At 66.7% G+C, this 22942-nt stretch carries 19 protein-coding genes; 6 read left to right on the forward strand and 13 right to left on the reverse strand.

The window, feature by feature from the left end:
* Positions 1 to 39: 39 nt before the first annotated feature.
* Complete coding sequence (locus D9V34_RS01805; RefSeq protein ID WP_121687225.1) at positions 40 to 1590, reverse strand: SLC13 family permease; 1551 nt, start codon at positions 1588 to 1590, stop codon at positions 40 to 42.
* A 226-nt stretch (positions 1591 to 1816) separates the two neighbouring features.
* Between D9V34_RS01805 and abc-f the strand changes: the two genes are divergently transcribed.
* Positions 1817 to 3466 carry a ribosomal protection-like ABC-F family protein gene (gene abc-f / locus D9V34_RS01810; protein WP_121687226.1) on the forward strand — a complete coding sequence of 550 codons (1650 nt, stop codon included), beginning with the start codon at positions 1817 to 1819 and terminating at the stop codon, positions 3464 to 3466.
* On the opposite strand, the gene D9V34_RS01815 is transcribed toward abc-f, so the two are convergent.
* Positions 3463 to 4110, reverse strand: a complete 648-nt coding sequence (locus D9V34_RS01815; RefSeq protein ID WP_121687227.1) for a response regulator transcription factor — start codon at positions 4108 to 4110, stop codon at positions 3463 to 3465. The two genes, abc-f and D9V34_RS01815, sit on opposite strands and share 4 nt — an antisense overlap.
* 77 nt (positions 4111 to 4187) lie before the next feature.
* Complete coding sequence (locus D9V34_RS01820) at positions 4188 to 5345, reverse strand: sensor histidine kinase (protein ID WP_121687228.1); 1158 nt, start codon at positions 5343 to 5345, stop codon at positions 4188 to 4190.
* 114 nt (positions 5346 to 5459) lie between these two features.
* Between D9V34_RS01820 and D9V34_RS01825 the strand changes: the two genes are divergently transcribed.
* The 3 genes from D9V34_RS01825 to D9V34_RS01835 all read left to right on the forward strand — a co-directional run bounded on the left by D9V34_RS01825 (position 5460) and on the right by D9V34_RS01835 (position 8118).
* Positions 5460 to 5960 (forward strand): hypothetical protein, encoded by a 501-nt coding sequence (locus D9V34_RS01825; protein ID WP_121687229.1) that lies wholly within the window; start codon positions 5460 to 5462, stop codon positions 5958 to 5960.
* Positions 5961 to 6047: 87 nt separating this feature from the next.
* A complete protein-coding gene (locus D9V34_RS01830; protein WP_121687230.1) occupies positions 6048 to 7136 on the forward strand; it encodes a glycosyltransferase family 4 protein in 1089 nt (362 codons plus the stop codon).
* A gap of 97 nt (positions 7137 to 7233) precedes the next feature.
* Entirely contained in the window at positions 7234 to 8118 is an 885-nt protein-coding gene (locus D9V34_RS01835; protein WP_121687231.1) for an aldo/keto reductase, read from the forward strand.
* Positions 8119 to 8176: 58 nt separating this feature from the next.
* Here D9V34_RS01835 and D9V34_RS01840 read toward each other — a convergent pair whose 3' ends face one another.
* From D9V34_RS01840 to D9V34_RS01860, 5 genes are all read right to left on the reverse strand, one after another.
* A complete protein-coding gene (locus D9V34_RS01840) occupies positions 8177 to 9208 on the reverse strand; it encodes an iron-siderophore ABC transporter substrate-binding protein (protein WP_121687232.1) in 1032 nt (343 codons plus the stop codon).
* A 39-nt stretch (positions 9209 to 9247) separates the two neighbouring features.
* Complete coding sequence (locus D9V34_RS01845; protein ID WP_121687233.1) at positions 9248 to 10063, reverse strand: ABC transporter ATP-binding protein; 816 nt, start codon at positions 10061 to 10063, stop codon at positions 9248 to 9250.
* Positions 10064 to 10066: 3 nt separating this feature from the next.
* Positions 10067 to 11128: a FecCD family ABC transporter permease gene (locus D9V34_RS01850; RefSeq protein ID WP_121687234.1), complete on the reverse strand. Its 1062-nt coding sequence runs from the start codon at positions 11126 to 11128 to the stop codon at positions 10067 to 10069.
* Positions 11125 to 12171, reverse strand: coding sequence for a FecCD family ABC transporter permease (locus tag D9V34_RS01855; RefSeq protein WP_121687235.1), 1047 nt, complete (start codon positions 12169 to 12171; stop codon positions 11125 to 11127). The genes D9V34_RS01850 and D9V34_RS01855 overlap by 4 nt, the downstream gene beginning before the upstream one ends.
* A gap of 144 nt (positions 12172 to 12315) precedes the next feature.
* The gene (locus D9V34_RS01860; RefSeq protein WP_121687236.1) at positions 12316 to 12981 is read right to left on the reverse strand and encodes a TetR/AcrR family transcriptional regulator; all 666 of its coding nucleotides are present in this window, start codon (positions 12979 to 12981) and stop codon (positions 12316 to 12318) included.
* Positions 12982 to 13066: 85 nt separating this feature from the next.
* Between D9V34_RS01860 and D9V34_RS01865 the strand changes: the two genes are divergently transcribed.
* Positions 13067 to 14056 (forward strand): quinone oxidoreductase family protein, encoded by a 990-nt coding sequence (locus D9V34_RS01865; protein WP_121687237.1) that lies wholly within the window; start codon positions 13067 to 13069, stop codon positions 14054 to 14056.
* Between the two features lie 11 nt (positions 14057 to 14067).
* Here D9V34_RS01865 and D9V34_RS01870 read toward each other — a convergent pair whose 3' ends face one another.
* The 5 genes from D9V34_RS01870 to D9V34_RS01890 all read right to left on the reverse strand — a co-directional run bounded on the left by D9V34_RS01870 (position 14068) and on the right by D9V34_RS01890 (position 21520).
* A complete protein-coding gene (locus D9V34_RS01870; protein WP_121687238.1) occupies positions 14068 to 14436 on the reverse strand; it encodes a hypothetical protein in 369 nt (122 codons plus the stop codon).
* Positions 14429 to 15286 carry a helix-turn-helix transcriptional regulator gene (locus D9V34_RS01875; protein ID WP_121687239.1) on the reverse strand — a complete coding sequence of 286 codons (858 nt, stop codon included), beginning with the start codon at positions 15284 to 15286 and terminating at the stop codon, positions 14429 to 14431. The genes D9V34_RS01870 and D9V34_RS01875 overlap by 8 nt, the downstream gene beginning before the upstream one ends.
* 9 nt (positions 15287 to 15295) lie before the next feature.
* Positions 15296 to 17041 (reverse strand): Imm59 family immunity protein, encoded by a 1746-nt coding sequence (locus D9V34_RS01880; protein WP_121687240.1) that lies wholly within the window; start codon positions 17039 to 17041, stop codon positions 15296 to 15298.
* Positions 17042 to 17245: 204 nt separating this feature from the next.
* A complete protein-coding gene (locus D9V34_RS01885) occupies positions 17246 to 20158 on the reverse strand; it encodes a hypothetical protein (protein WP_121687241.1) in 2913 nt (970 codons plus the stop codon).
* Between the two features lie 120 nt (positions 20159 to 20278).
* Complete coding sequence (locus D9V34_RS01890) at positions 20279 to 21520, reverse strand: ROK family protein (RefSeq protein ID WP_121687242.1); 1242 nt, start codon at positions 21518 to 21520, stop codon at positions 20279 to 20281.
* A 117-nt stretch (positions 21521 to 21637) separates the two neighbouring features.
* Here D9V34_RS01890 and D9V34_RS01895 point away from each other — a divergent pair, with 117 nt between their 5' ends.
* Positions 21638 to 22933, forward strand: a complete 1296-nt coding sequence (locus D9V34_RS01895; protein WP_425454443.1) for an ABC transporter substrate-binding protein — start codon at positions 21638 to 21640, stop codon at positions 22931 to 22933.
* The last annotated feature ends 9 nt before the right edge of the window (positions 22934 to 22942 follow it).

Here is a 22942-nt window from a genome sequence, read left to right on the forward strand (position 1 = left end):
GGCTAGCAAGGGCGCCGACCCGGGTGGTCCCGCACGTCGCTAAAACGGCCAGATGACCGGCACGTAGAACACCGCAACCGCCAGGAAAAACAGCAGCAGGGGCAGGCCCAGCTTCCAGTAGTCGCCGAAGCGGTACCCGCCGGGTTCCAGCACCATCGTGTTGGCGGGCGTCGCCACCGGGGTCAGGAATGCGGCGGCCCCGGCCACGGTGAGCGCCATCATGAACGGCAGCACCGATACCCCCAGATCCCCGGCGACGACCAGCGCGATCGGGGCCACGATCAGCACCGTGGCGGTGTTAGAAATCAGCTGACCCAGCACCATCGTGAGCGCGCAGATCGCCAGCAGTGCCAGGTGCGGGGATCCGTCCCCCACGATGCCCAGCAGTCCCGTGGCCAGGAGGTCGGCGGTCCCGGTCTGGACCACGGCGGTCGAGAGCGGGATCATCCCACCGATCAGCACGATCGTAGTCCAGGAGATGCTGCGGTAGGCCCGCGGCGGGGTCACCACCCCGGTCACCACCAGGGTCATCGCGGCCGCGAGACCGGCGATGGCCGGCGGCACAATCCCCGTGGCCAGCAGGATGATCATCGCCAGCAGGGTGAACATCGCCCGCTTGGCACCGATGCCCAGGGGCACCCCGCGGCGCAGCATGTCCGGCTCGTCCACCACCAGCATGCCCGGGGTCGCGACCTCGTGGGTCAGATCCGACCAGGTGCCGGTCAGGAGCAGGGTGTCCCCCGCCATCAGCACCGTATGTTCCTCGGTGATGTTCTCGCCGCCGCGCTGAATCGCCAGGATCACCAGCGAGCCGCTGCCGGTCACCATCCCCGGATAGGCGTGGGTCCCGATCAGCTCCGACCGCGGCGCGACCACAACCTCGGAGATGCCCTTCTTAGCGCCGATCAGGCGGGAGCCGCCATCCAGATCGTACTGTTCGCGCAGCGTCTCGGCGTGGGCACGCAGATCCCCCATCGGCGCACGAAACGGCCGGGTCGGCAACAGAAAGCGGCCGAAGAACACCACAATCAGCAGGGTGCCCACCAGCAGCGGAATACCCACCAGGGCAAACTCGAAAAACCCGAACGGGCGCGCGCCGGCGTTTGCAGCCTGCTCGCTCACGATGATGTTGACGGGGGTACCGGTCAGCGCAAGCAGCGAGCCCGCATGGGCGGCGAAGGCCAGCGGAATCAGCATCTGCGAGGGCGCGAGTTTGGCTCGGATCGCCACCACCACAACCACCGGAACCAGGGCCGCTACCGCGCCGTTGACGCTGATCAAAGCCGTGGCGATTGCCCCGAGAATGCCCACCACCAGAATCAGCGTGGAGCGCTTTTCGCCGGCGCGGCTGATGACCTGGGTGCTCACCCAGGTGGTCACCCCGGTGGATTCCAGCGCCTCGCTCACCACAAACAGTGAGGCGATAAAGATGACGGTGGGATCCCCGAACCCGGCCGTCACCTCGCCCAGACTCAGCACCCCGGTGGCCCACAGCGCGAGGCTCACCCCGAGCGCCACGACTCCCAGCGGAACGCGATTCGACATGAACGCGGCGATCGCGAGCGCCAGGATGATCAGTGTTGCCGCCATATATGCCCCCGTCTCGACAGAACCTCCCGGCTCAACCATCGGGCCACCTCAGGAAAATGCGGGGTTTCACCCCACCCTAGCGAGGCCACACTCGCTTTCGCGGCAGGGCACCACACCTTGGCAGAACAGATGTGAGGTACTGTCGCGCATGCTCTCGAATCCCGGTGTTTTTGCCCGGTTCGGGGTGTGACTCGACCCGATCAGCGGCGACTGAAAGAATGGGGGTATGAGTGCAACGCTGGGTGTCCACGACATCGCCGGGGGCTACGGCCACCGCATCCTCTTCGAGGGCCTGAACCTGACCGTCACCGAGGGCGACGTGATCGGCGTCGTCGGCGTCAACGGTGCCGGAAAGTCCACCCTGCTGCGGGTGCTCGCGGGCCTGGTCCCCCCGGTTTCCGGATCGATCACCCGCTCCCCCGCCGACGCGTTTGTGGGGTACCTCCCGCAGGAGCGCGAGCGGGTCGAGGGCGAGACGATCACCGCGTATATCGAGCGCCGCACCGGCTGCGCCGACGCCCAGGCGGAGATGGATTCCGCCGCGCTCGCGCTGGCCGATCCCGATCCCACCGGAGCCAACGCCGACGCCTATGACCGCGCGCTCGGCCGCTGGCTGGCCAGCGGGGCCGCGGACCTCGAGGACCGCATTCCCGAGGTGCTCGCCGACCTGGGCCTGGATCTCCCCATCGAGACCGCGATGACCGCGCTCTCCGGTGGGCAGGCGGCCCGCGTGGGCCTCGCCGCCCTGCTGCTCTCCCGGTTCGATATCGCGCTGCTGGATGAGCCCACCAACGACCTCGACCTCGACGGGCTGGAGCGCCTGGAGGGCTTCATCCGGGGCCTGCGCGGCGGGGCCGTGCTGGTCAGCCACGACCGCGAGTTCCTCGGCCGGGCGGTCACCAAGGTCCTCGAACTCGACCTGCATCAGGGCCGTAACTCGCTCTTCGGCGGCGGCTACGACGCCTACCTGGAGGAACGCGAAACCGCCCGCCGCCAGCGTCGCGAGGCCTATGAGGAGTACGCCGACACCAAGGCAGACCTGGTCTCGCGGGCGCGCACGCAGCGCGAGTGGTCAAGCCAGGGTGTGCGCAACGCGATGAAGAAGTCGCCCGATAACGACAAGATCCGCCGCAAAGCCTCGGTGGAATCCAGCGAGAAGCAGGCGCAGAAGGTGCGCCAGATGGAGAGCCGAATTTCCCGCCTGGAGGAGGTCGAGGAGCCGCGTAAGGAGTGGAAGCTCGAGTTCACCATCGGCCAGGCTGCGCGCTCGGGCGCCGTGGTGTGCACCCTGGATGCGGCCACCCTGGATCGCGGCGGCTTCGTATTTGGACCGGTCAGCGCGCAGGTCAACGGCGGCGACCGGATCGGTATCACCGGGGCCAACGGCGCCGGCAAGTCCACCCTGCTCGCGCTGCTGCTCGGGCGGCTCACCCCGGATAGCGGACGCGCCTCGCTCGGCTCCAGCGTCGCGATTGGCGAGGTTGATCAGGCCCGCGCGCAGCTGGTCGGTGATGCCTCCCTGGCCGAAACGATGGCCGCGCGGCTGCCCGAGCTGGAAATCGGCGAGGTACGTACCCTGCTAGCCAAGTTCGGACTGCGCGCCGACCACGTGGATCGTCCGGTGGACGAGCTCTCCCCCGGTGAGCGCACCCGGGCCGGGCTCGCGCTGCTTCAGGCCCGCGGCGTTAACCTGCTGGTGCTCGATGAGCCGACCAACCACCTCGACCTGGCCGCGATCGAACAGCTTGAGCAGGCATTGGAAAGCTACACCGGCACCCTGCTCCTGGTCACCCACGACCGCCGGATGCTGGAAAACGTGCGTTTGACGCGTCGCTGGCAGATGGCCGACGGCCGACTGAGCGAGGGGCTGGTTTAGCCGCTCTCGCCCAGCCGGGCGATTGCCTCGGCTCGGGAGGAGACCCCGAGCTTGGCGAAGAGGTTGTTGGTGTGGGTCTTGACCGTGGAGAGCGAGACAAACATTGCCTCGGCGATCTCGCGGTTGCTCGCGCCCTGCCCCATCCGCTCGAGCACGTCGCTCTCGCGCTCGGTCAGTCCGGCCTCGCGGGCGAGGGTCTGCAGGGCCGAGCGCTGCCCGAGCCCACGGATCATCACCGCGGCCACCTCGGGGGCAAATGTCTGCTGCCCGGCGACCGTGGCGGTCAGGGCGGCGAGGATCTGCTCGCGGCCCGCACTCTTGGTCAGGTAGCCGGAGGCACCGGCCGACAGCGCCCCGGCGATCGAGGAGTCATCGGCATAGGTGGTGAGCACCAGCACGGCGGTACCGGGGAGTTCGGCGCGGATCTGCTGGGTCGCCGCCGCACCATCCAGGATGGGCATGCGCAGATCCATCAGCACCACGTCGGGCCGGGTTTCCCGAGCGAGCGCCACGGCCTGCTCACCGTTTTCGGCGGTGCCCACCACGCTCACGCCGGGTGAGTATTCGAGGATCGTGGCCAGGCCATCGCGCACGGTGGCCTGATCATCGGCTACCAATACCCGGATGTCCGTGGAGTCGCTCATCAGCAGGGGCCCTTCGCCAGGCCCGGCGGTTTTTCCGGGCACTCTAGTATCCCAGACCCCGGGAATCTCGGCCCGCATTAGCGATACTCGATTTCGCCGGTGACGACCCAGTCGCCCTCCACCTCACCCGCGCTGAGTGTCCCACCCAGGGCGCTAAATCGCTCGCGCAGGCCGCCCAGGCCGTGACCGCCCGAGGGGATTGCCGACCCGGCGGCCCCGGCGACCGGGGCACCGGTGGAGATCCGCACCAGCGCACGGTTCGCCGAGGCTTCCACCCGCACCGTGCTGGCAGCTCCGGGAGCATGCTTACGGGCGTTTGTCAGAGCCTCGGTCACGGCCGCCCGCAGCGCGTCGGTGACCGCCGCGGGCACGGTGTCCAGATCCCCCTCGGTTTCGATGGTGACCGCGTGACCCAGCGCATCCGCGTGCCGTTTCAGGGTGTCCAGGGCCTCGGCCAGCGAGCCGGATTCGCGCAGCGCGGCCACCGCCCGGCGCGCATCCTCCAGCCCCTCCTGGGCGAGGGTGCGTGCGCCACGGATGCGCTCACGCAGCGCCGGATCGGCCGACTGTGCCTCGGCAATCACGTCGATCGCATCCAGCTGCATGACCAGTCCGCCCAGCGAGTGCGCCAGCACATCGTGCAGGTCGCGGGCCAACCGGGTGCGCTCGGCGAGCGCCGCGGTTTCCGCGCGCTGCACGAGCAGTGCGCGGTCGGCCTCACGCTCGGTGGAGGCCATCCGGCGCATCAGCGAGACGCCCACCACCCCGACCAGGCTGATCAGCAGCGGCAGATCGTTGGGTTCAATCCCCGGGGCGAACAGGCGCGCAATGAGGTAGCCCGCGAGCCCGATCGCGCCGACCCAGAGCGTGCGCGGAATCGGGATCCAGGGCGATCCCAGCAGCACAAACACCGCCACCGGAACCACGATCGATGCGCCGCCCGAGCCCAGCCCGCCGGCGACCCCGCCGAGAATAACAATCAGTGACCACGCGCGGAAGAACTCGGTATCGCTCAGCCGAGGCCAGTAGAACGCGGCCAGACACCACAGCACGCAGGCGATCAGCGTGAGCACAATCGCGGTGGTCTTGGTGGCAAACGGCCCGGCCAAACCAAAGGTAGCGGCCACCGCGGCGACCACTCCGAAGAGGTGCACGATCATCCGTGCGAGGGTACGCCCGGGGCTCACCACACGGTCGGAGTGCCGGTGCGCGGGGGCGGGACTGGTCAGGCTCATGACTCAATCATGCGTGATTTACCCATCAAAGGAAGGCTTAGACCTTGATCTCCACCCGTTTCTCCACCCGGATGGTTGATCCGCCGAGGTGGGTGCCCCGAGCAGACTGAAGACATGGAAATTCTGATCAATGTTGTTATTAGCGTCGTCATCCTCGCCTGGCTGCTCATCAACCAGCTGCGGGTCAAGCCCCTCACCACCTCCCACAAGCTGTGGATCATTCTGGCGGCTATCGGTGTGGCCCGTGCCTATGGGTTTCTGGCAGATCACCCGCTGACCGTCAGCGACGTTCTCCTCACCCTGGTGAGCATCGCGATCGGTGCCGGCATCGCCCTGTACCGTGCCCACACCGTGCGCCTCTGGTCGGATAACGGCACCGCGATGCGTCAGGGATCCTGGCTCACCGGCGTCCTGTGGATCGTGGGTATCGCCCAGCACCTCCTGGTTGACCTGTTCGTCGCCGAGGGCCTGGGTGTTGCTACCCTGACCTTCTACCTGGCCCTGATGCTCGCCGTACAGCGCTTCGCAATCAACAACCGTGCCGTCAAGATGGGCCTGATCAAGCCCGGTGAGGTCATCACCAGCCGGTCCAGCCGCCCCGCCCGCGCACGCTAAACCCCAACAACATTTCCACACGCCCCCGGTCGCCCAGCGGCCGGGGGCTCTGGCATGTCCGAGGCGGTGCGCTGATAGGCTCGGGGGATGAAGATCCTGTTCGATGCACGCTACATCCGTACCGATTTTCACGACGGGATCAGCCGCTATTCGGCCAGTCTGGCGGCGGCACTGTCCGAGCTCACCCCGGTGACCTTCCTGATCCACGATCCGGCGCAGCGCGACTCGCTGCCGGCGGACGCAGACACCCTGCTGATTCACGCGCCGACATCCTGGCGCGAGCCCTTCACCGCGCGCATCCTCAACCGCTATCGCCCGGACGTGGTGTTCTCGGCGATGCAGACCATCGGTGCCGCCGGGCGAAAGTTTGGCCTGGTGCTGACCCTGCACGACATGATCTACTACCGCCACCGCACCCCTCCGAAAAACCTGGCGTGGCCCATCCGGCTCGGCTGGCGAGCGTTCCACCTGTCCTATCTGCCGCAGCGCATCACGCTGAATGCCGCCGATGTGGTGGCCACCGTGAGCGAGACCTCGAAGGCGGACTTTGAGCGGGTGAAGCTCACCCGTCGCCCGGTTGTGGTGATCCCCAATGCCCCGCAGCCGCGCGGCGATGCCCCGCTCGCCGATACCTCCCAGGCTCCGCGCAACCTCGTGTATATGGGCTCGTTTATGCCCTACAAAAACGTGGAAACCCTGATTCGGGCGATGGGCGACCTGCCCGAGCACACCCTGCACCTGCTCAGCCGGATCACCCCCGAGCGCCGGGCCGAGCTGGAGGAGCTGATCCCCACCGGTGCCAGCGTGATCTTCCACAACGGGGTGACCGACGCCGAGTACGAGGCCATGCTGCAGAACCGGGCGATCCTGGTGACCGCCAGCAAGGATGAGGGCTACGGGCTTCCGGTGGCCGAGGCACTCGAGCTCGGCGTACCCGCGGTCATCAGCGATATGCCGATCTTCCGCGAGGTTGCCGGCGACGGTGCCCTCTACTTCGACGTCAATGCCCCCTCGCAGGCGGCCGCCCGCATCCTCGAACTCGACGATGATGCGCGCCGCGCCGAACTCGTGGCCGCCGGGACCGCACACATCAAGACCTTCAGCTGGGCGCGCTCGGCCCAGACCCTGCTCACCACGCTCGAGGCGATCCACGAACACCGCAGCACCCGGCCGTAACACGGCCCGCCACACCCTGGCAGCTTCGAGGCGACGGGCATAGGCTGAGGGATACGCCGCGCTTCGGCGACGTCACTCGGCTATTGGAGACTCCCCTATGACCCTTTCCATCCCGCAGATCCTGCTCAACTCCGGTCGTCAGATGCCCCAGCTGGGCCTCGGCGTCTGGCAGGCCACCGACGATGAGGCAGAGCGCGTGGTGCACTATGCCCTCGCCGAGGCCGGGTATACCCACATTGATACGGCCGCAGGCTACGAGAATGAGGCCGGTGTGGGGCGCGCGATCGCCCGCGCGGGCCTGGACCGGGACGACCTGTTTGTCACCACCAAGCTGCGCAACCAGGACCAGGGCTATCAGCAGACCCTCGATGCGTTCTCGGTGAGCCTCGACAAGCTGGGCCTCGACTATGTCGACCTGTACCTGATCCACTGGCCGCTGCAGAACGACCAGCGCCGCATCGACACCTGGCGCGCGCTCGAGGAGATCCGCGACTCGGGCCGGGTGCGCTCGATCGGTGTCTCCAACTTTGAGCAGGTTCACCTCGACCAGCTGCGGGCGGCCGGGGCTTCCGTGCCCGCGGTCAACCAGATCGAGCTGCACCCCGGGTTCAACCAGGACGAGCTGCGCGAGCGTGCGCTGACCGACGGCACCGCGATCACCTCGTGGAGCCCGCTGGGTGGCACCTCGAACTCGGGATGGGGTCCGGGCAGCAAGCCCAACACGGTGCTGACCGATCCGGTGATCGCCGAGATCGCCGCCGCCCACGGCCGCTCGGCCGCGCAGGTCATCATCCGCTGGCACCTGCAGAACGGTCTGATCGTGATCCCCAAGTCGCTCTCCGAGGCGCGGATTTCCGAGAACATTCAGGTGTTCGACTTCGAGCTGAGCGCCGAGGAACTCGCGCGGATCACCCACCTGCCGCAGACCGGCCGGGTGGGTGCCGACCCGCTGGTGGCCAACTTTGGAGCCCCCGCCGAGTAGTCCCGGGCACGATAAAGCCGGCCGGATCCTCGAGATCCGGCCGGCTTTTTCTGCGGGGTTATTTACCGAGCTTGGCGACCGAGTCGGCCAGCTGCGGGACAACCTCATCCAGGGTCAGTTCGAGCGCGCGGATGGTCCCGGCGCTCGATCCGGCCATGACGATGCCCTCGGGGTCGGCGAAGATCGCGCGACCGTCCTTGACCATCGGCAGTGCCTGGATCAGCGCGTCATCCTTGATGGCCTGCAGCGGGTAACCAATCGTGGTGAGGACCGCGGTGTCCGCGTCCATCGCCGGGACCTGCTCAACCGATACCGGGGCGTAGAATCCCTGCGCGGGCAGCGCCTTGATGGTCGGGTTCAGCACAAACCCGAGGTCGCCGTACAGGTCGAAGCGGGCGTCGCCGGGCAGGCTGGCACCATAGGCGTCACCGAATTTGGAGCCCGAGGTGAAGGTCTTTCCGGCAAACTCGGGGTGCTCGCTGCGGATGGTGGCGATCTTGTCCTCGAGGCCCTTGATCAGGGTTTCGCCCTCCTTCTCCTTGCCCAGCACCTTGGCGATCATCCGGGTGTGATCGGTCCACTTGACCGCGTAGTCCGGGGTGCCCTTGACGGCGCTCACGGTCGGGGCGATCTCGTTCAGCCGCTGCCAGACCTTCTCGTCCAGGGCCGCCCGCACGTTGAGGATCACGTCGGGGTTGAGGGACTGGATCTGCTCATAGTTCAGGGTTGCGTCGGTGCGCGGGATCAGCACCGGGGTGTCCTTCCCAAACTCGGCGGTGGCCCAGGGACCCACCCCCTTATTCTTCTCACCGAAGGACTGCCAGTCGTAGATTGCCACCGGCTTCACGCCGAGCGAGAGTGCCACCTCGCCGTCGGACCAGCCCAGCGCCACGACGCGCAGCTGCTTGCCGTCCTTGGGCTTGGGGATATCGATCTTGCCAAAGTTGGTGTCTACCGAGGCGAGGAGGTCGCCGGAGGCGGGTTTGTCACCCAAATTTTCGCCGGTGGCACACGCGGTGAGCGCGAGCCCGGCCACGGTGAGCGCCGCCAGGGCGGTCAGGGTGCGACGCACCAGGGAGGTACGGGACATGATTCCTCTTTCTCTCGGGAATGGTTCGGACGGGTAGGGCTAGGGTGTGCCGGAAGAGGAGGCGACCGCCCCCTGCGCGCGCGGCACGATCAGTGGGGTTCCGGTTTCGGGGTCGGGGATGATCCGGGCACGCACCCCGAAGACCCGCTCGACGGTTTCCTCGGTCAGGACCGCGGCCGGGGCACCCTCGGCGACGATGGTGCCCGCGTGCAACGCAATCAGGTGGGTCGCATAGCGGGCGGCCTGATTGAGGTCGTGCAGTACGGCAACCAGGGTCCGGCCGTCGCGGTGCAGCCGGGCGCACAGTTCCAGAACCTCGATCTGATGGGCCAGGTCGAGGAAGGTCGTGGGCTCATCCAGCAGCACAATCGGGGTGTCCTGGGCGAGGACCATCGCGATCCACACCCGCTGGCGCTGTCCGCCGGAGAGCCTGTCCACGGTGGCCGAGGCCAGGTCGCTCAGTCCGGTGTCCTCCAGGGCGCGGGCAACCTTCGCCTCGTCCTCGGCGGACCACTGCCTGAACACACCCTGGTGTGGATGCCGCCCCCGCGACACCAGGTCGATCACGGTGATCGCCTCGGGGGCCACCGAGGACTGCGGCAGCAGTCCCACCCGGCGCGCCAGCTCCTTGGTCCGCAGCGCCTTGATGTCCGCGCCGTCCAGCAGCACCCGGCCGGACTCGACCGGGAGGATCCGGGCGAGGGACTTCAGCAGAGTGGACTTGCCGCACGCATTGGGTCCCACGATCACCGTGAACGATCCCGGCGGGATGGTGACGCTGAGCTCGGGCAGGATCGGGTTCTGGCCGTAGCCGACCCGCAGGGAGACCGCTTCGAGGGTGGATTCGGGTGCCATGGGTTAGGCCTTTCGCAGACGGGAAATCAGCATCCAGACGAGGTATCCGCCTCCGAGCACCACGGTGACCACGCCGACCGGAAGCTGGACCGGGGCGAGCAGGGTGCGGGCGACCAGATCGCTGATGACGAGGAGGGCGGCCCCGAGGAACGCGGTGGGCAGCAGCGGGATGCCGGGGCCGCGGCAAAGTCGCAGCGCGATCTGCGGGGCGACCAGCGCGACAAACGCGATCGGTCCGGCCACCGCGGTGACGGCGGCGGTCAACACCACGCCGAGGCCGAGCAGCGCAACCCGGAGGAGTTTTATGTTCACGCCGCGTCCCGAGGCCGTCTCCACGCCGAGACCCAGCATGCCCGCCTGACGCCAGAGCGCGAGCAGCAGCGGGAGGCAGATCAGGGTGATCAGGATGGTGGGGGTCAGATCGATCCAGCGGATTGTATTGAGCGAGCCCGCACCCCACACCTGGGCGGTGATCGCGGCCTCGAGTTTGACCGTGATCATCAGGTAGGAGTTGATCGCCCCGAGCATCGCGCTGACCCCGATGCCGATTACGATCAGTCGGTATCCGTGCAGGCCGTGGCGCAGCGCCAGCAGGTAGACCAGCGCGCCGGTTGCGGTGCCGCCGATCAGCGCGCCCACGGTGGTCCCGGTGGAACCGCCGCCGACCACGAGCATCGAGAGCAGCGCGCCGGTGTATGCCCCGGTGTTGAAGCCGATGATGTCGGGGCTGCCGAGCGGGTTGCCGGTGAGGGTTTGGAACACCGCGCCGCTCATCGCCAGGGCGATTCCGCCGAAGAGTGCCATCAGCACGCGCGGGAGGCGCCAGTCCAGGACGATCCGGGTGGTTCCGGGGTCGGCGTGGCCGGTGAGCGCCGCCCAGACATCGCCGAGGGACAGCGGCAGATCGCCGATGGTGAGCGAGTAGCCGGCCACGCCGAGGGCGACGATCAGGCAGGCGAGGCCGACCCAGAATGAGCGACGGTGGATGCGCAGGCTCAGGCCGCGCACGCGGAAAACGCGCTCGCCCGAGGCGCGCAGGGTGGGAGCAATGGGTGCCGAGTTCACAGTCCCTTCGCCTCCTTTCGGCGCACGAGCCAGATCAGGATCGGGGCTCCGAGGAACGCGGTGACAATCCCCACCGGCAGCTCCGACTGCACCAGCACACGGCCGATCATGTCGGCGGTGAGGAAGATGATGGGCGCGCCGATCATGCTCAGCGGAATGACCCAGCGCTGGTCCGGCCCCACCAGCGAGCGCACCGCGTGCGGGGCCATCAGCCCGAGGAAGCCGATTGGGCCGACCGCGGCGGTGGATGCCCCACAGAGCACGGTGATCACGATGATCGAGACGGCGCGCAGCAGCGCGACCCGGGTCCCCAGCGAGCGGGCGACCTCGTCGCCGAGGGCGAGCGCGTTGAGCGAGGAGGACAGGGTGAGCGCAATCAGGAGTCCCAGAATCAGGAACGGTGCGACGGCGATCACTGTGTCCATCTGGCGGCCCTGCAGGGATCCGGCTGCCCAGAAGCGCAGCTTGTCAAAGGCTTCGGGCGTGAGCAGGGTGATCGCCGAGCTGATGCCGGTGAAGATCGCACCGAGCGCGACACCGGTGAGGACGAGTTGGACCGGGCTGGCGCCGTGGCGTCCGGCGGTCCCGATCAGATACACCGCGACGCTGGTGACCAGTGCCCCGCCGAGTGCCCACCACACCTGGCCGAGCGTGCCGCCCGCGCCGAAGAACGCGGCACCGATGACCACACACAGGTAGGACCCGGCGTTGACCCCGAGGATGCCGGGGTCGGCGAGCGGGTTGCGGGTGATCGCCTGGATTAGCGCGCCGCTGGCACCGAGTCCGGCCCCGACGATCAGCGCCAGGATAGTGCGGGGAACGCGATAGTCGCGCACGATGATCCCGGTCGCGTCAACCTGTCCCCCGGTGAGCGCAGCCCAGGTCTGGGCGACGCTGAGTCGTCCCGACCCAACAAAAAGACTCAGCACCGCCAGCAGCACCAGGATGATGATTCCGAGAATCAGGATGAGGGTACGCGAGCGTGCCGATCGGAGGGTGCCGTGCGCGGTTTTCGCGGCACGGGGCACCGGGAGTGCGCTCATGCGGGGATCTCTTGTCTTTCGATGACCGAGCGCGAATTCAGCCCAGCCTTACCTAACTTCAAGGCTATAGGCGGTCAATTCATGACGCAATCACCAAAGACTGACACCGGATCCGGCGATTCGGACAGCGATGGCGGGCCGAGACTATTCCGCTCGGCGCGGCAGCGTTTCGGACAACCCGATCGCCGTGGACTCGACCAGGAGGCGCAGTCGCGGCTCAAAATCATAGGCGACATGCCCCCACTGCGGCTCCTGCACATAGAGTTCGGCAAGCGACGGACTCGGGTGCGATACCTGCCACATGCTCGCCGCCAGGGCCGAGGCCGCGGGAACCAGCGCGGTCACCACCTCGACGGAGAGGACGCTGGCATCGGTCAATGCCGCCACCAGCGCATCGTGCTCACTGAAGGCATTGCGCTTGAATCGGCGGGCGCGCTCAATCGAGACATCCCCTTCGAGACTGAGGGCCACATGGGTGAGGCAGTCACAGAAGACCGGCAGCGCGGTGAGCGTGTCGGTGAGCACGTCGGCCACCGCGCGCGCATCGAGCCCCGCGCGCCCCTCGAGTGCCAAATCGATGGATTCGCGCCACTGCTTCCAGCCACGTTCGGCCAGTTCAAGCAGCAGCTCCTCCTTGCTCTCGAAGTAGCGGCGCACGGCCGTACGATGCAGGCCCGCCCGCTCGGTAACCGGAGCCAGGGTGACATGGCGCACTCCCCCCAGCTCAAGCGCCAGGGATTCGGCGGCATCAAGCAGGTCTTCGGCGCGCTGCGCCTTGGCATCACTGGATCTTGCCCGCTGAATGGTCATGCATACATCTTAACGCACATCGTGATGCATTATGTGTTATCGTTCTTAACGCATCACTAGGTGCGTTAAATTGAAAGGTGTCAACATGCGTGCAGTACAGGCCACGGCCTTCGGAACACCCGATGTCCTCCAGCTCTCCGAGCTCCCCGATCTCCTGCCCGGTCCCGGTGAGATTTCGATCGACGTGACCCATGCGGCGGTCGGCCTGATCGACGTGTTTGTCCGCCAGGGACTGTACCGGGATGTCCCCGGAATGCCGCAGCCGGCGTTCATTCCCGGGCTCGAGGTCACCGGAACCGTGCGTGCCCTGGGCGCGGGCGTGACCGAATTCCGGGTGGGCGAGCGCGTGGTGTCGATGTCCCGCGGCGGCACCGGCGGATACGCCGAAATCTATCTGGCCGCCACCACCTCGGTGGTATCGATCGAGGGCTTCTCTATTGACCCCGCCCTCGCCGTCTCGGTGATCCCCAATGCGGCGATGGCCCACGCCGCGCTCACCGCCGTGGCGCACCTGGCCGCGGGTGAGCGCGTGCTGGTGCACGGCGCACTGGGCGGATTTGCCGCCGCCTTCCCGGGGATCGCCAAGACGCTCGGTGCCGCCGAGGTGGTCGGGACCGTGCGCGCGTCCAAGCTGGACGCGGCCCAGGCCAGCTCCCTGCCCTATGACCGGATCATCGACTCGGCCCGCATCCTCGACGAGCTGGCGGGAGAAAAGTTTGACGTGATCATCGACGCCGTGGGTGGCGAGGTGCGCACGGCGAGCCTCGACCTCCTGAACCCCGGCGGCCGCATCATCCTCGCCGGGAACGCCAGCGAGCAGTGGAATCACTCACTCGACAGCAACCAGCTGTGGCTGCGCAGCATCACCGTCTCCGGGTTCAACTCCGGTGCCTATTTGCCCACCCATCCGCACCTGATTCGCCCGGCTCTCGAAGCCGCGCGCGAGGCGGTGGCTGCGGGACTCGGCGACGTCGAGGTCGAGGTACTGCCCCTCTCGGCGGCTGCCGAAGCGCATCGCCGGATGGAAAGCCGCGAGGTGGCCGGACGCCTGGTACTCAGCACGCTGCCGCTCTGATCACGCGCAGCCTATCGGCGGGCTGCGCGGGCTTTCTCGATCCGCTCGCGCAGCTCTTCCGGATCCCCCACCGACAGGAACAGGTGGGTGAATCCCTCCTGCGCGGGGGCAAGGGTGATGGCTAGCAGGGGTCCCGCGGCGCGATAGTTCCAGAAGTTCACGGATCCCTCGGCATAGTAGGTCCCGGAAATCTTGAACCCGAGGTCCAGGCCAAGCGTGCGCAGTCCGCGGGCCACGCCCTTCTTGGGCAGCACCCGCACCTCACTGATCGAGGCCAGCGGGACCGCGAGTTCGCGGCGGAAGCACCAGAAACGGTCCAGGCCGCGGGGCCGCACACGCAGCAGGTCGCCGTCGATGACCAGGGTGTTGCGGTTACTCATTCGCGATTCCGTTCCGCGCGGGCCGGGCACCGCGGTAGCGCCCCGGGGTGGTGCCCATGATCCGATCAAAGACCGCGATGAACGAGCTGGCGTTGTGGTAGCCCACGCTCGCCGCCGCCTCGGCCACGCTGACCCCGTCGCTCAGCGAGCCGAGCGCCGCGTGTACCCGGGCGTGCTGCCGCCAGGATCCGAAGGTCTGATCCAGCTCGGATTCGAAGGCTCGGGCGAGGGTGCGGGCGCTGCACCCGAGGGAGAGCGCCCAGTCCTCGATGCCACGTGGATCGGCGGGGTCGGCCACCAGTGCCTCGGCGATCGGGCGCAGTCGCTCATCCTCGGGCATCGGCAGGTTCAGCGGGATGGCGGTGGGCGCGAGCAGGTCAAACACCAGCCCCTCGGCACGCTCGCGCTGCGCCGAACCGAGGTCCTCCTGGGCGAGGTGCACCAGGAGTTCGTGCAGCAGCGGGGTGATCTCCACACACACCGGAACCCGCGGGTTGAACGTGCTGGTTTCCGGGTTGAAGAAGCTCGCCTGGAACTCCGCTCCCCCGCTCACCCGGCCGTGGTGCTCGATCCCCGCGGGAATCCAGATCCCGATATTACGGGGCAGCGTATAGCGCTCCCGGCCGATCCCGGTGGTCATCACCCCCGAGCGCACCCACAGCAGCTCGTGGATCGGATGGGTGTGCGGCTCCCACTCGATCGGATACGGCGTGACCTCCGCCTGCCCGGCAATACTGAAGTCGATCTCCTCGGGCCGGGCCTGCGGGGGCGTGGGCCGAACCACTGCACCGCGCGAACGCCGGGGCGAACGGGCCGATCTGGGCGCTGCGTTATTCGCGCGAGAGGTCATGCCCCCATGCTAGTAGCCACGCGGGGGTGCCGGCGGATAGGGGGATCCAAACTCCTCGTCATCAAAGTCGTCATCAAAGTAGTCGGGATCGGCGAGTTCCTCGGGCGTGTAGCGAGGCGCACGCAGATACGGGATCGCCAGGCGGTTACGAAACACCCGATTCTTCCCGGCAATCACCGTGCCACAGATCGAGACGACCAGGTGGGTGATGTAGATCACGGGTAGGAGCAGAAAGCCAAGGCCCAGAGGGAAGAATCCGTCCTGAGCCTCAGGGCTACTGGAGCTCACGATCCACAAATAAGCACCGGCCAACACCCCCACGGTCACCACCGTGAGCGCCCAGTTTGCCGCGTTGCGCGCATTATCGGCCGCGACCTGATTCCCACGATTCTCGTCCGGTGAATATGCGGCGAACATCCCAACAACGGCGGCCACGATGTTCAACACAGGGATCGGGGCAAACGCGAGCAGGCCAAGCGCCCACGAAATTCTCCCTGTATCCTGGCGACCAGTTGCCGTGCCCTTTTGTGATGGGGAGCCGAGGCTGTCGGGCGAGAAAACCGTGACTCCCTGGTCGGATCCCGTGAAATTCCCCGTGGGTTCCACGCTCACCTCATGCGCAAGTCTCGTCTCTTCGAGCCGGCGTTCCTTGTCCCGCTGAGCACGACCCTCGTTGTTGAATTGAAGGTGAGAGAGGAACATCTCGTAGGCTTCCGCCTCGTCGGCGAAGTCCTTGCGGTAGATCTCGGAGGCACGCTCGTGGGTCACATAAACGGTCCATACGCCGTTCTCCAGGAGGATTCCCGTCTCGTACTCCCCTTGCCCCGTATTCCGGAAGAGGTTATAAGAGCGGTAGCCGCGCTCCACAATGATTTTCTCGAGTCGAGCACGCGCGGCTTCCTTGGCCACGCTATCGGAGTGCTCCTGCATCATGCGTTGGTGGGCCACAACATAAGCATCTAGATAGTGGTTGTTGCGTTTGAGTTCTGAGAGAAAAACTCTGGACGCTTCTGTCTCATCGGAGTAGTGACGCTCCCGATAATTATATCCACGCTCACCGGTGGTATGTACGGTCCAAACTCCATCCGAAAACAGGATTCCCGTTTCAAACTCTCTCCGCAAAGGCTCCCCAAACAGGTTGTATGTGCCAAATCCCTTTTCCGCAATGATCGCTTCGAGCCGGTCACGCGCGGCTTCGCGCACCATGTCCTCATTGAGCGCGGTGATCGACATCTCACGAAGGTCGTTTGTCAGCAATGGCCAACCCGCCGGATCATCAAACGATTGCCGCAGCTCCGCGGCGCTCACACGCTGATAATAGGCGAACTCTCGCGCCTGACGCCGGGTAGCGCACAGCACGGCGTGTGTCCCCGTAGGATCCGTCCAGGTCAGCGCGAACTGCGAGTCCCGCACCTCACAATCAAAACCGTGAGGGAATACGGCCGAATCCAGGCGCAACATTATTCCCTGCATCCGAGGCTGTGCTCGCTCACGCACGTCGTTGCCAAACAGGAACGTGAGGTATTTTTCTGCGTCGATCCAACGGTCGGCCTGAAACTCCACACCGCGGGCTTCGCCCCGCACAAAACGGTTGATCACGACCGATCCTCCGGGGACAAGGACAACCCTGTGTTCAATCTCCTCCACACCGATTACGAAGGAGTCGCCGTCGTCAGCGAGAACCCGCGCATCGGCACGAGCAAACCAGTCAACAAATTCGGGCTTATCCGCCAGGAAGCTGTGGTTCACGCTCATGTGGTCAGAATCCAATGCTCACCGCGATGAGGGCCTCACGGCGGTGTCACAAGAACCAGCGCGCACGTCGTCCCCCAGCGTTTCGCGCACCGCTGGACGAGGATCAGCGGACACAGCGACGCTACACGATTGTCGGGACCACGCCGAGTATACGGTCAGAAATCGGTGTATGTACGTCCGAATCGGCCCAATTTGACAGCCGAATCACCGGTGCCCTTTTCTCCGCCCAAGAAGAATCGTTCCGGCCCCGAACAGGGCAAGACCCACCAGCGATGCGAGGAACGGGGTAGTGCCAGTCCCCGGCAGCGCGCCACGGTCGAGGGCTCCCGGCACGCGTGCTTCGGTCGGGCCACCCGGATTGACGGACGAGTGGGTCGGCCTGGGCGATGCACCGATGCCGGGCAAGGCGCTCGGATCCGGGCTCTGGCTCGGCTGGGGCGAAGTGCTCGGCTCGGGCGAGGGCGTCGGCGTCGGCTCGGGAGACGGCGTCGGCTCGATGATCACCGGGGCCTCCACCGCGAATGCGGCGGCGAAGATGCCCACCTCGGTGCGCACCTCCACGCGGTGGGTACCCAGCGGGAGGTCGGGAGGGAGGGTGAAGGCCAGGGTTCCGATGCCGTCCTGATCCACGTGCACGGTTCCCAGCTTGCGGGCATCACTCAACAGCACGGCGGCGGCAGCCGAGTTCGTCGGCAGGCCGCTCAACCGGAGGGTCTGCTGATCCCCCGGGTGCAGGCGCGGTGCCCCGATCCCCACGGTGATCCCGGTGTCCTCGGGCACGGGCAGGCCGGGGTCGGCAAAGCTCAGCAGCGAGAGCTCGGTGTGCGCGGGGGCGATGTTTTCGGATCCGAGATACCGGACCGAGACGGGCAGGATGCCCTCGGGAAGGTCCGCCGGCAGATCTACCGTCACACGTCCGTTTTCGAGAGTGCCGGTCAGCACAAAGGGGTCTCGGTCGGCGGTGGAATCGGCCGGGCCGCCCGCCGGCTCGGTAGCAGCGGCCTCGTCAGCGGCGGACGGTGCCTGCGTGCCAAGCTCCTCGGACTTCGGCGTTCCCACCCGCACCTCGATCGCGCCCTCAACCGGCTCCGTGGCCTCACCGTCGAGTCCCACGTCCACGTGCAGCGATCCCACCGAATCCAGCTCACCGGATGGCTCGAACACCGCGCGTGGCAGCGCGATCCCCGGGTGCACGGTCAGGGTCAGCGGCTCGCTGACCGAGCGGGTGAAGCGCGCGTCCGCGGCGCTGATGACCCGCAGCGTATGCTCGCCCACGCTCAGATTCTCGGGGACGGCAATCTCGCTGGACACCTCGGTGCCGTCCGCATCGGTCTGGTTCCAGGTCGGTCCGGCAACGCCGTCGATTTCCAGGGTGTGGGTACGGTGCTCGCGCGGGAACAGGCTGGTTTCGCGCGTGATGATGCTCGCCGATCCACCGCCGTAGCGCAGCTCACCCTCGACCCGCGGGGTGAGCGTCACGGGAATCGGGCTGACCGACACCGTGGTAGACAGGCTGACCGCGGCATTGCGTCCATCCTCGGGCATCTTCAGCTCGACCCCGAAGTCCCCGGTGACACCCGCGGGCAGCGGGATCATCACACCCCCGGCAATCACATAGATACTGCCCGAGTAGGGGACTCCGGTGGGCGGCGTAACCGTATAGCTCAGGCGACCGGCGGGACCGGCCCCCGGATCGCGCACGTCACGAACCTGCACACGGAACGCATTGGCCTGGTCTAGTTTCTGGGAGGCCGGATCCACCGAGAGCGTCAGCGGACGCGGCAGCACGTTGAGAATCTGCGGGGCACTCAGTGCCTCCGTGTGCAGGCGATCTCCGGCATAGCGCGCGACCACCCGATGGACGCCGGGCTTGGTGACCTCAAAGCCGTATACCGCGCTTCCCCCATCTGTGATTTTCTGCGCCGGCACCGTGCGCACCCGGCCGTCGGGTTCGGTGATGTCGAGGAACACGTTGCCCTCGCCCCCGGTGAGCGTGGCACTCAGGGTCGCGATCTCGCTCGCGAACGTGTCGCGGCCAGCGCCCAGGGTCAGCGTGGTGGGGATCTTGGCCACGGTGAACGCAACGGGTGCAATCGGACTCTCGTTTTTCAGCTTCGAGTCGAAAAAGGAGAGCCTCAGTGTGTAGTTTCCCGGCTCCAGATTCGGGGGCATCGGCACATAGAACTCGGTATTGTCCATGACCGGATCGCGGTAGGTGGTCCCCCAGACGTTGCCGCGCTCGTTCAGCGCGTCGATTCGCATGGTCGCCTCGACGCCGTTGATCCGCAGCTTCGCCATCGCCTCGGCACCATACACAAAGCTCGGCACCTGGATCGGGGTGATCGAGATCGGCGGCGCATAGATCAGGGTGGGATTCAGCGTACTCGCGCCCTGAACCCCGTCAGTCTGCGGGAACTGCACCGAGACGTCGTAGCGCCCCACCGGCAGCTCGCCTAGATCCTCGAAGGAGAAGGACATCTTCTGCTCGGCGGTCACCTGGATCTGTCGCTTCGATCCGGGGACCACCGTCTTAGTGACGCTACTCCCCACCCCACCGGTTGTCTTGAGGAGGGAGACGGAGATGCTGCGATCCCCCACCGGGACGCGCGCGGTCTCCACGGTTGCGGTGATCGGGGTGCCCAGCGGATGGTTCGCCGCGAGCCCGGTAAGTTTGAGGTCGATCGTGGAACCCACAATCCGGAAGTCGCGATTCGGCGGGGTGAAGCTCGCGGCGATCCCCTCGTTCGGGCTGATCACGCGCCAGCGCAGCTGATAGGGCTTAAACGGCAGGTTCGGGGGCAGGTTCAGGCTCAGCGCCTGATCGCCGCGCACCGGTGTGGACCACTTCCGCACGCTCTCACCGCTGCCCCAGAGGTCAACGTCCAGGGTGAAATCGGCATCCGCCAGGGCATCGGGAACGCCGGTGAGGCGCACGGTGATGTTCGGGGTCTGCCCATAGGGGAAACTCACGGGCAGGGCGTCGACCACGAGCGTGGGTGCGGCCGCGGCAGCCGCGGCCGGAGCCGCCTCTGCGCTCGGTGCAGCCAGGGAACCGAGGGCCACGGTCCCGCCCAACAGCAGGGTCAACGACAGCACAAACGCGAGCGGGTTTTTCACGAAACTCCTGAAGCAGCCTCAACTCCGTACCGAGGCGCGGAGCGGTCATGGGTCTCGGCGGGTATTCCGAGGTGGGCATCCCCAGATTAGTGGCCCGGCCAGGCTATTTCATAACTATTGCTATCTATTAGTGGCGGCGGCCTCCGTCGCGGCGGGAATCCGCTCGACTGCGGGAACCACCGCGAGCACCCCGGCACGCGCCGAACGCAGCGCGCCCGATACCGCCCCGAGCACCACCACGTCGGCGCCGAGATCCGAGGCCGCGAGCTCCGGGGCGGGAAGATCCAGCTGATCGGCCAGGGATTCCCGGGCGATCACCAGGACCGGTTCGATCACATCGGCGATGGCCCCCGAGACGATGATCAGCGCCGGATTAAACAGGCTTCCCAGCACCGCGGCGACCCGGGCCAGCAGGTGTCCGGCGCGCACCACGATCGCCTGCGACCAGGCATCCCCGACCTCCGCCTGATCCAGCACCGCTCGGGCACTGAGAGCGGGGAGTCCGGCGCGCACCAGCGGGTGATCGGCGGGCAGCCGGTCCCACCCCTCCTCGGCCCACTCAAGAATCCGAGAGCCCACACCGTAGGCGCCACCCACCTCGGGCACGTGGTCAAACGCCACGGTTTCGCCCACACCCCCGTGCGCCCCGCGCAGCAGGTGCCCGGCGAGGATAACGCCCGAGCCCAGGCGGTCTCCGGCCAGCAGGGTGATGTAGTCATCGGCTTCCTGCGCCCCGCCGATTCCCCCCTCGGCGAGCGCGGCGAGGGACGCATCGTTTTCTACCCGGACGATCGGGGCCCACTCCCCCAGCAGCTCAGGCAGATCGGGGTTCATCCGCTGCCAGAACCCCTCGCGGTGCTTCGGCGAGCGCCCCAGCGCATCCACCGGGGCGGGGACTCCGGCACAGATCGAGAGGATATCGGTGCGCTCGCGCTCAGCCTGGGCCAGGGTGTCCGCAATGGCCGTGTCGATCTCGGTGCGACGCTCGGCGGCGCTCTCATTGCTCGGATCGAGACGTCGAGTGGTCTGGGCAAGCAGAACCCCGCGCAGATTGGTCGCGCGCACGGTGAGGTGGGAACGGCCGGCGTCCACCCCGATCAGGACGCTGCGGTCGGCATAGAACGCAAACCTGCGCGAGGGACGCCCCTTGCGATACTCCCCGGCGAGCCGGGCGTTATCCAGCTCGCACAGCAGCCCGCGTTCGATCAGCAGCTCGATCACCTCGATCGAGGTCGACCGGGTCAGCCCGGTGGCCTCCACGGCGTCGGTCGCGGTGAAGATGTCGGCGTCCCAGGCGTATTCCAGGACGGCTTGGAGGCTCGCTCGCTGCTGCGTTGCGGCGGGAGCTGGGGATCTCGTCACGATGCTTGACCTTTCGATATTCCCCCTATTATGCTCTACCTCAAGTTGATTTGGTTCCTAAATTTATTCAGTGGATCAACATCGTTCCCACTCCCGGGAACTCGGAAGGACAATGACGTGCCTCTCTTTACTCCCCGAAATACGCGAAGTTCGCGAACCCTGCGAGGGCCTCGGCGACGACTCCTCACCGGCGCGCTCGCGCTGGCGGTGGCCGCCGGCGTTCTCAGCGGATGCGCCCCGCAGGGCCCCGAAAACGTTCGTTTCTACCTCTCCAAGCCCGAGGCGATCCCCTATTTCCGCGAGCTGGTGAAAACCTATAACGCCGAGCAGAACAAGATTCACGTGACGCTCGACACGGCGGCCAATCTGCAAGCCGGCTTCCTGCGCGGCAATCCGCCGGACCTCGGACTCCTGAACTACAACATGGAGATGTCGCGGTTCATGGAGCGCGGGGCACTGAGCGATCTCGGAGACATGCCCGAGGCCTCACGCATCCTGCCCGATGTGCAAAAGCTCGTGGATCAGTACGCGACCTATCAGGGCCGCACGAGTGTGCTCCCCTACTCGGTCATGGCCGCCTCGGTCATCTACAACAAGCAGATCTTCGCCGAGCAGGGCATCGCGATCCCGCAAACCTGGGAGGAGTTCCAGGCTGCCTGCGAGAAGCTCACCGCCGCCGGGATCACCCCGATCTACGGCACGTTCAAGGATCCCTGGACCGTGGCCCAGGGCTGGTTCGACTATGCGGTGGGCGGCATGGTCAACGTGGCCGACTTCTACGCCGGACTCAACAAGGAGGGCACCGATGTGGGCGCTCACTCGGCGGTCTCGTTCCAGAAGACCCTGCTGGAACCCACCCAGCGGATGCAGCAAATCGCCCAGAAGTACACCAATAAGGACGCGGCGGCCAAAGGCTATGGTGACGGCAACCTCGCCTTCGCCCAGGGCAAGGCGGCGATGTACTTCCAGGGGCCGTGGGCGCTCGGCGAAATCGCCAAGACCGCCCCCGATCTCCAGCTGGGGACGTTCCCGCTGCCGATGACCGATAATCCCCAGGACCTGAAGGTGCGGGTCAACATCGACCTCGCCGCCTGGATCCCCGAGGCGTCCAAGCATCAAAAGGCCGCCCGCGAATTCCTTAGCTATCTGTTCCAGCCGAGCGTGATCGACGACTATAACGCCAAGTTCCTCGGCTACGGCACCACCACCGATGCGGCCCCGGTCACCGATCCGCGCATCGTGGGTATGCGCGAGTACTACGACCGTGCGGCCTTCTACCAGGGGGCGTCCAAGGCGATTCCGCTGACGATCCCCACCGAAAACTACGTGCAGGGGATCGTGCTGGGTGCCGATCCGAAGAGCACCCTGGCCACCCTCGACGCAGACTGGGCCCGGCTGGCCCTGCGCCGCTAGGAACGAGGA

The sequence above is a fragment of the Mycetocola lacteus genome (assembly GCF_003667575.1).
Classification (GTDB): Bacteria; Actinomycetota; Actinomycetes; order Actinomycetales; family Microbacteriaceae; genus Mycetocola; species Mycetocola lacteus.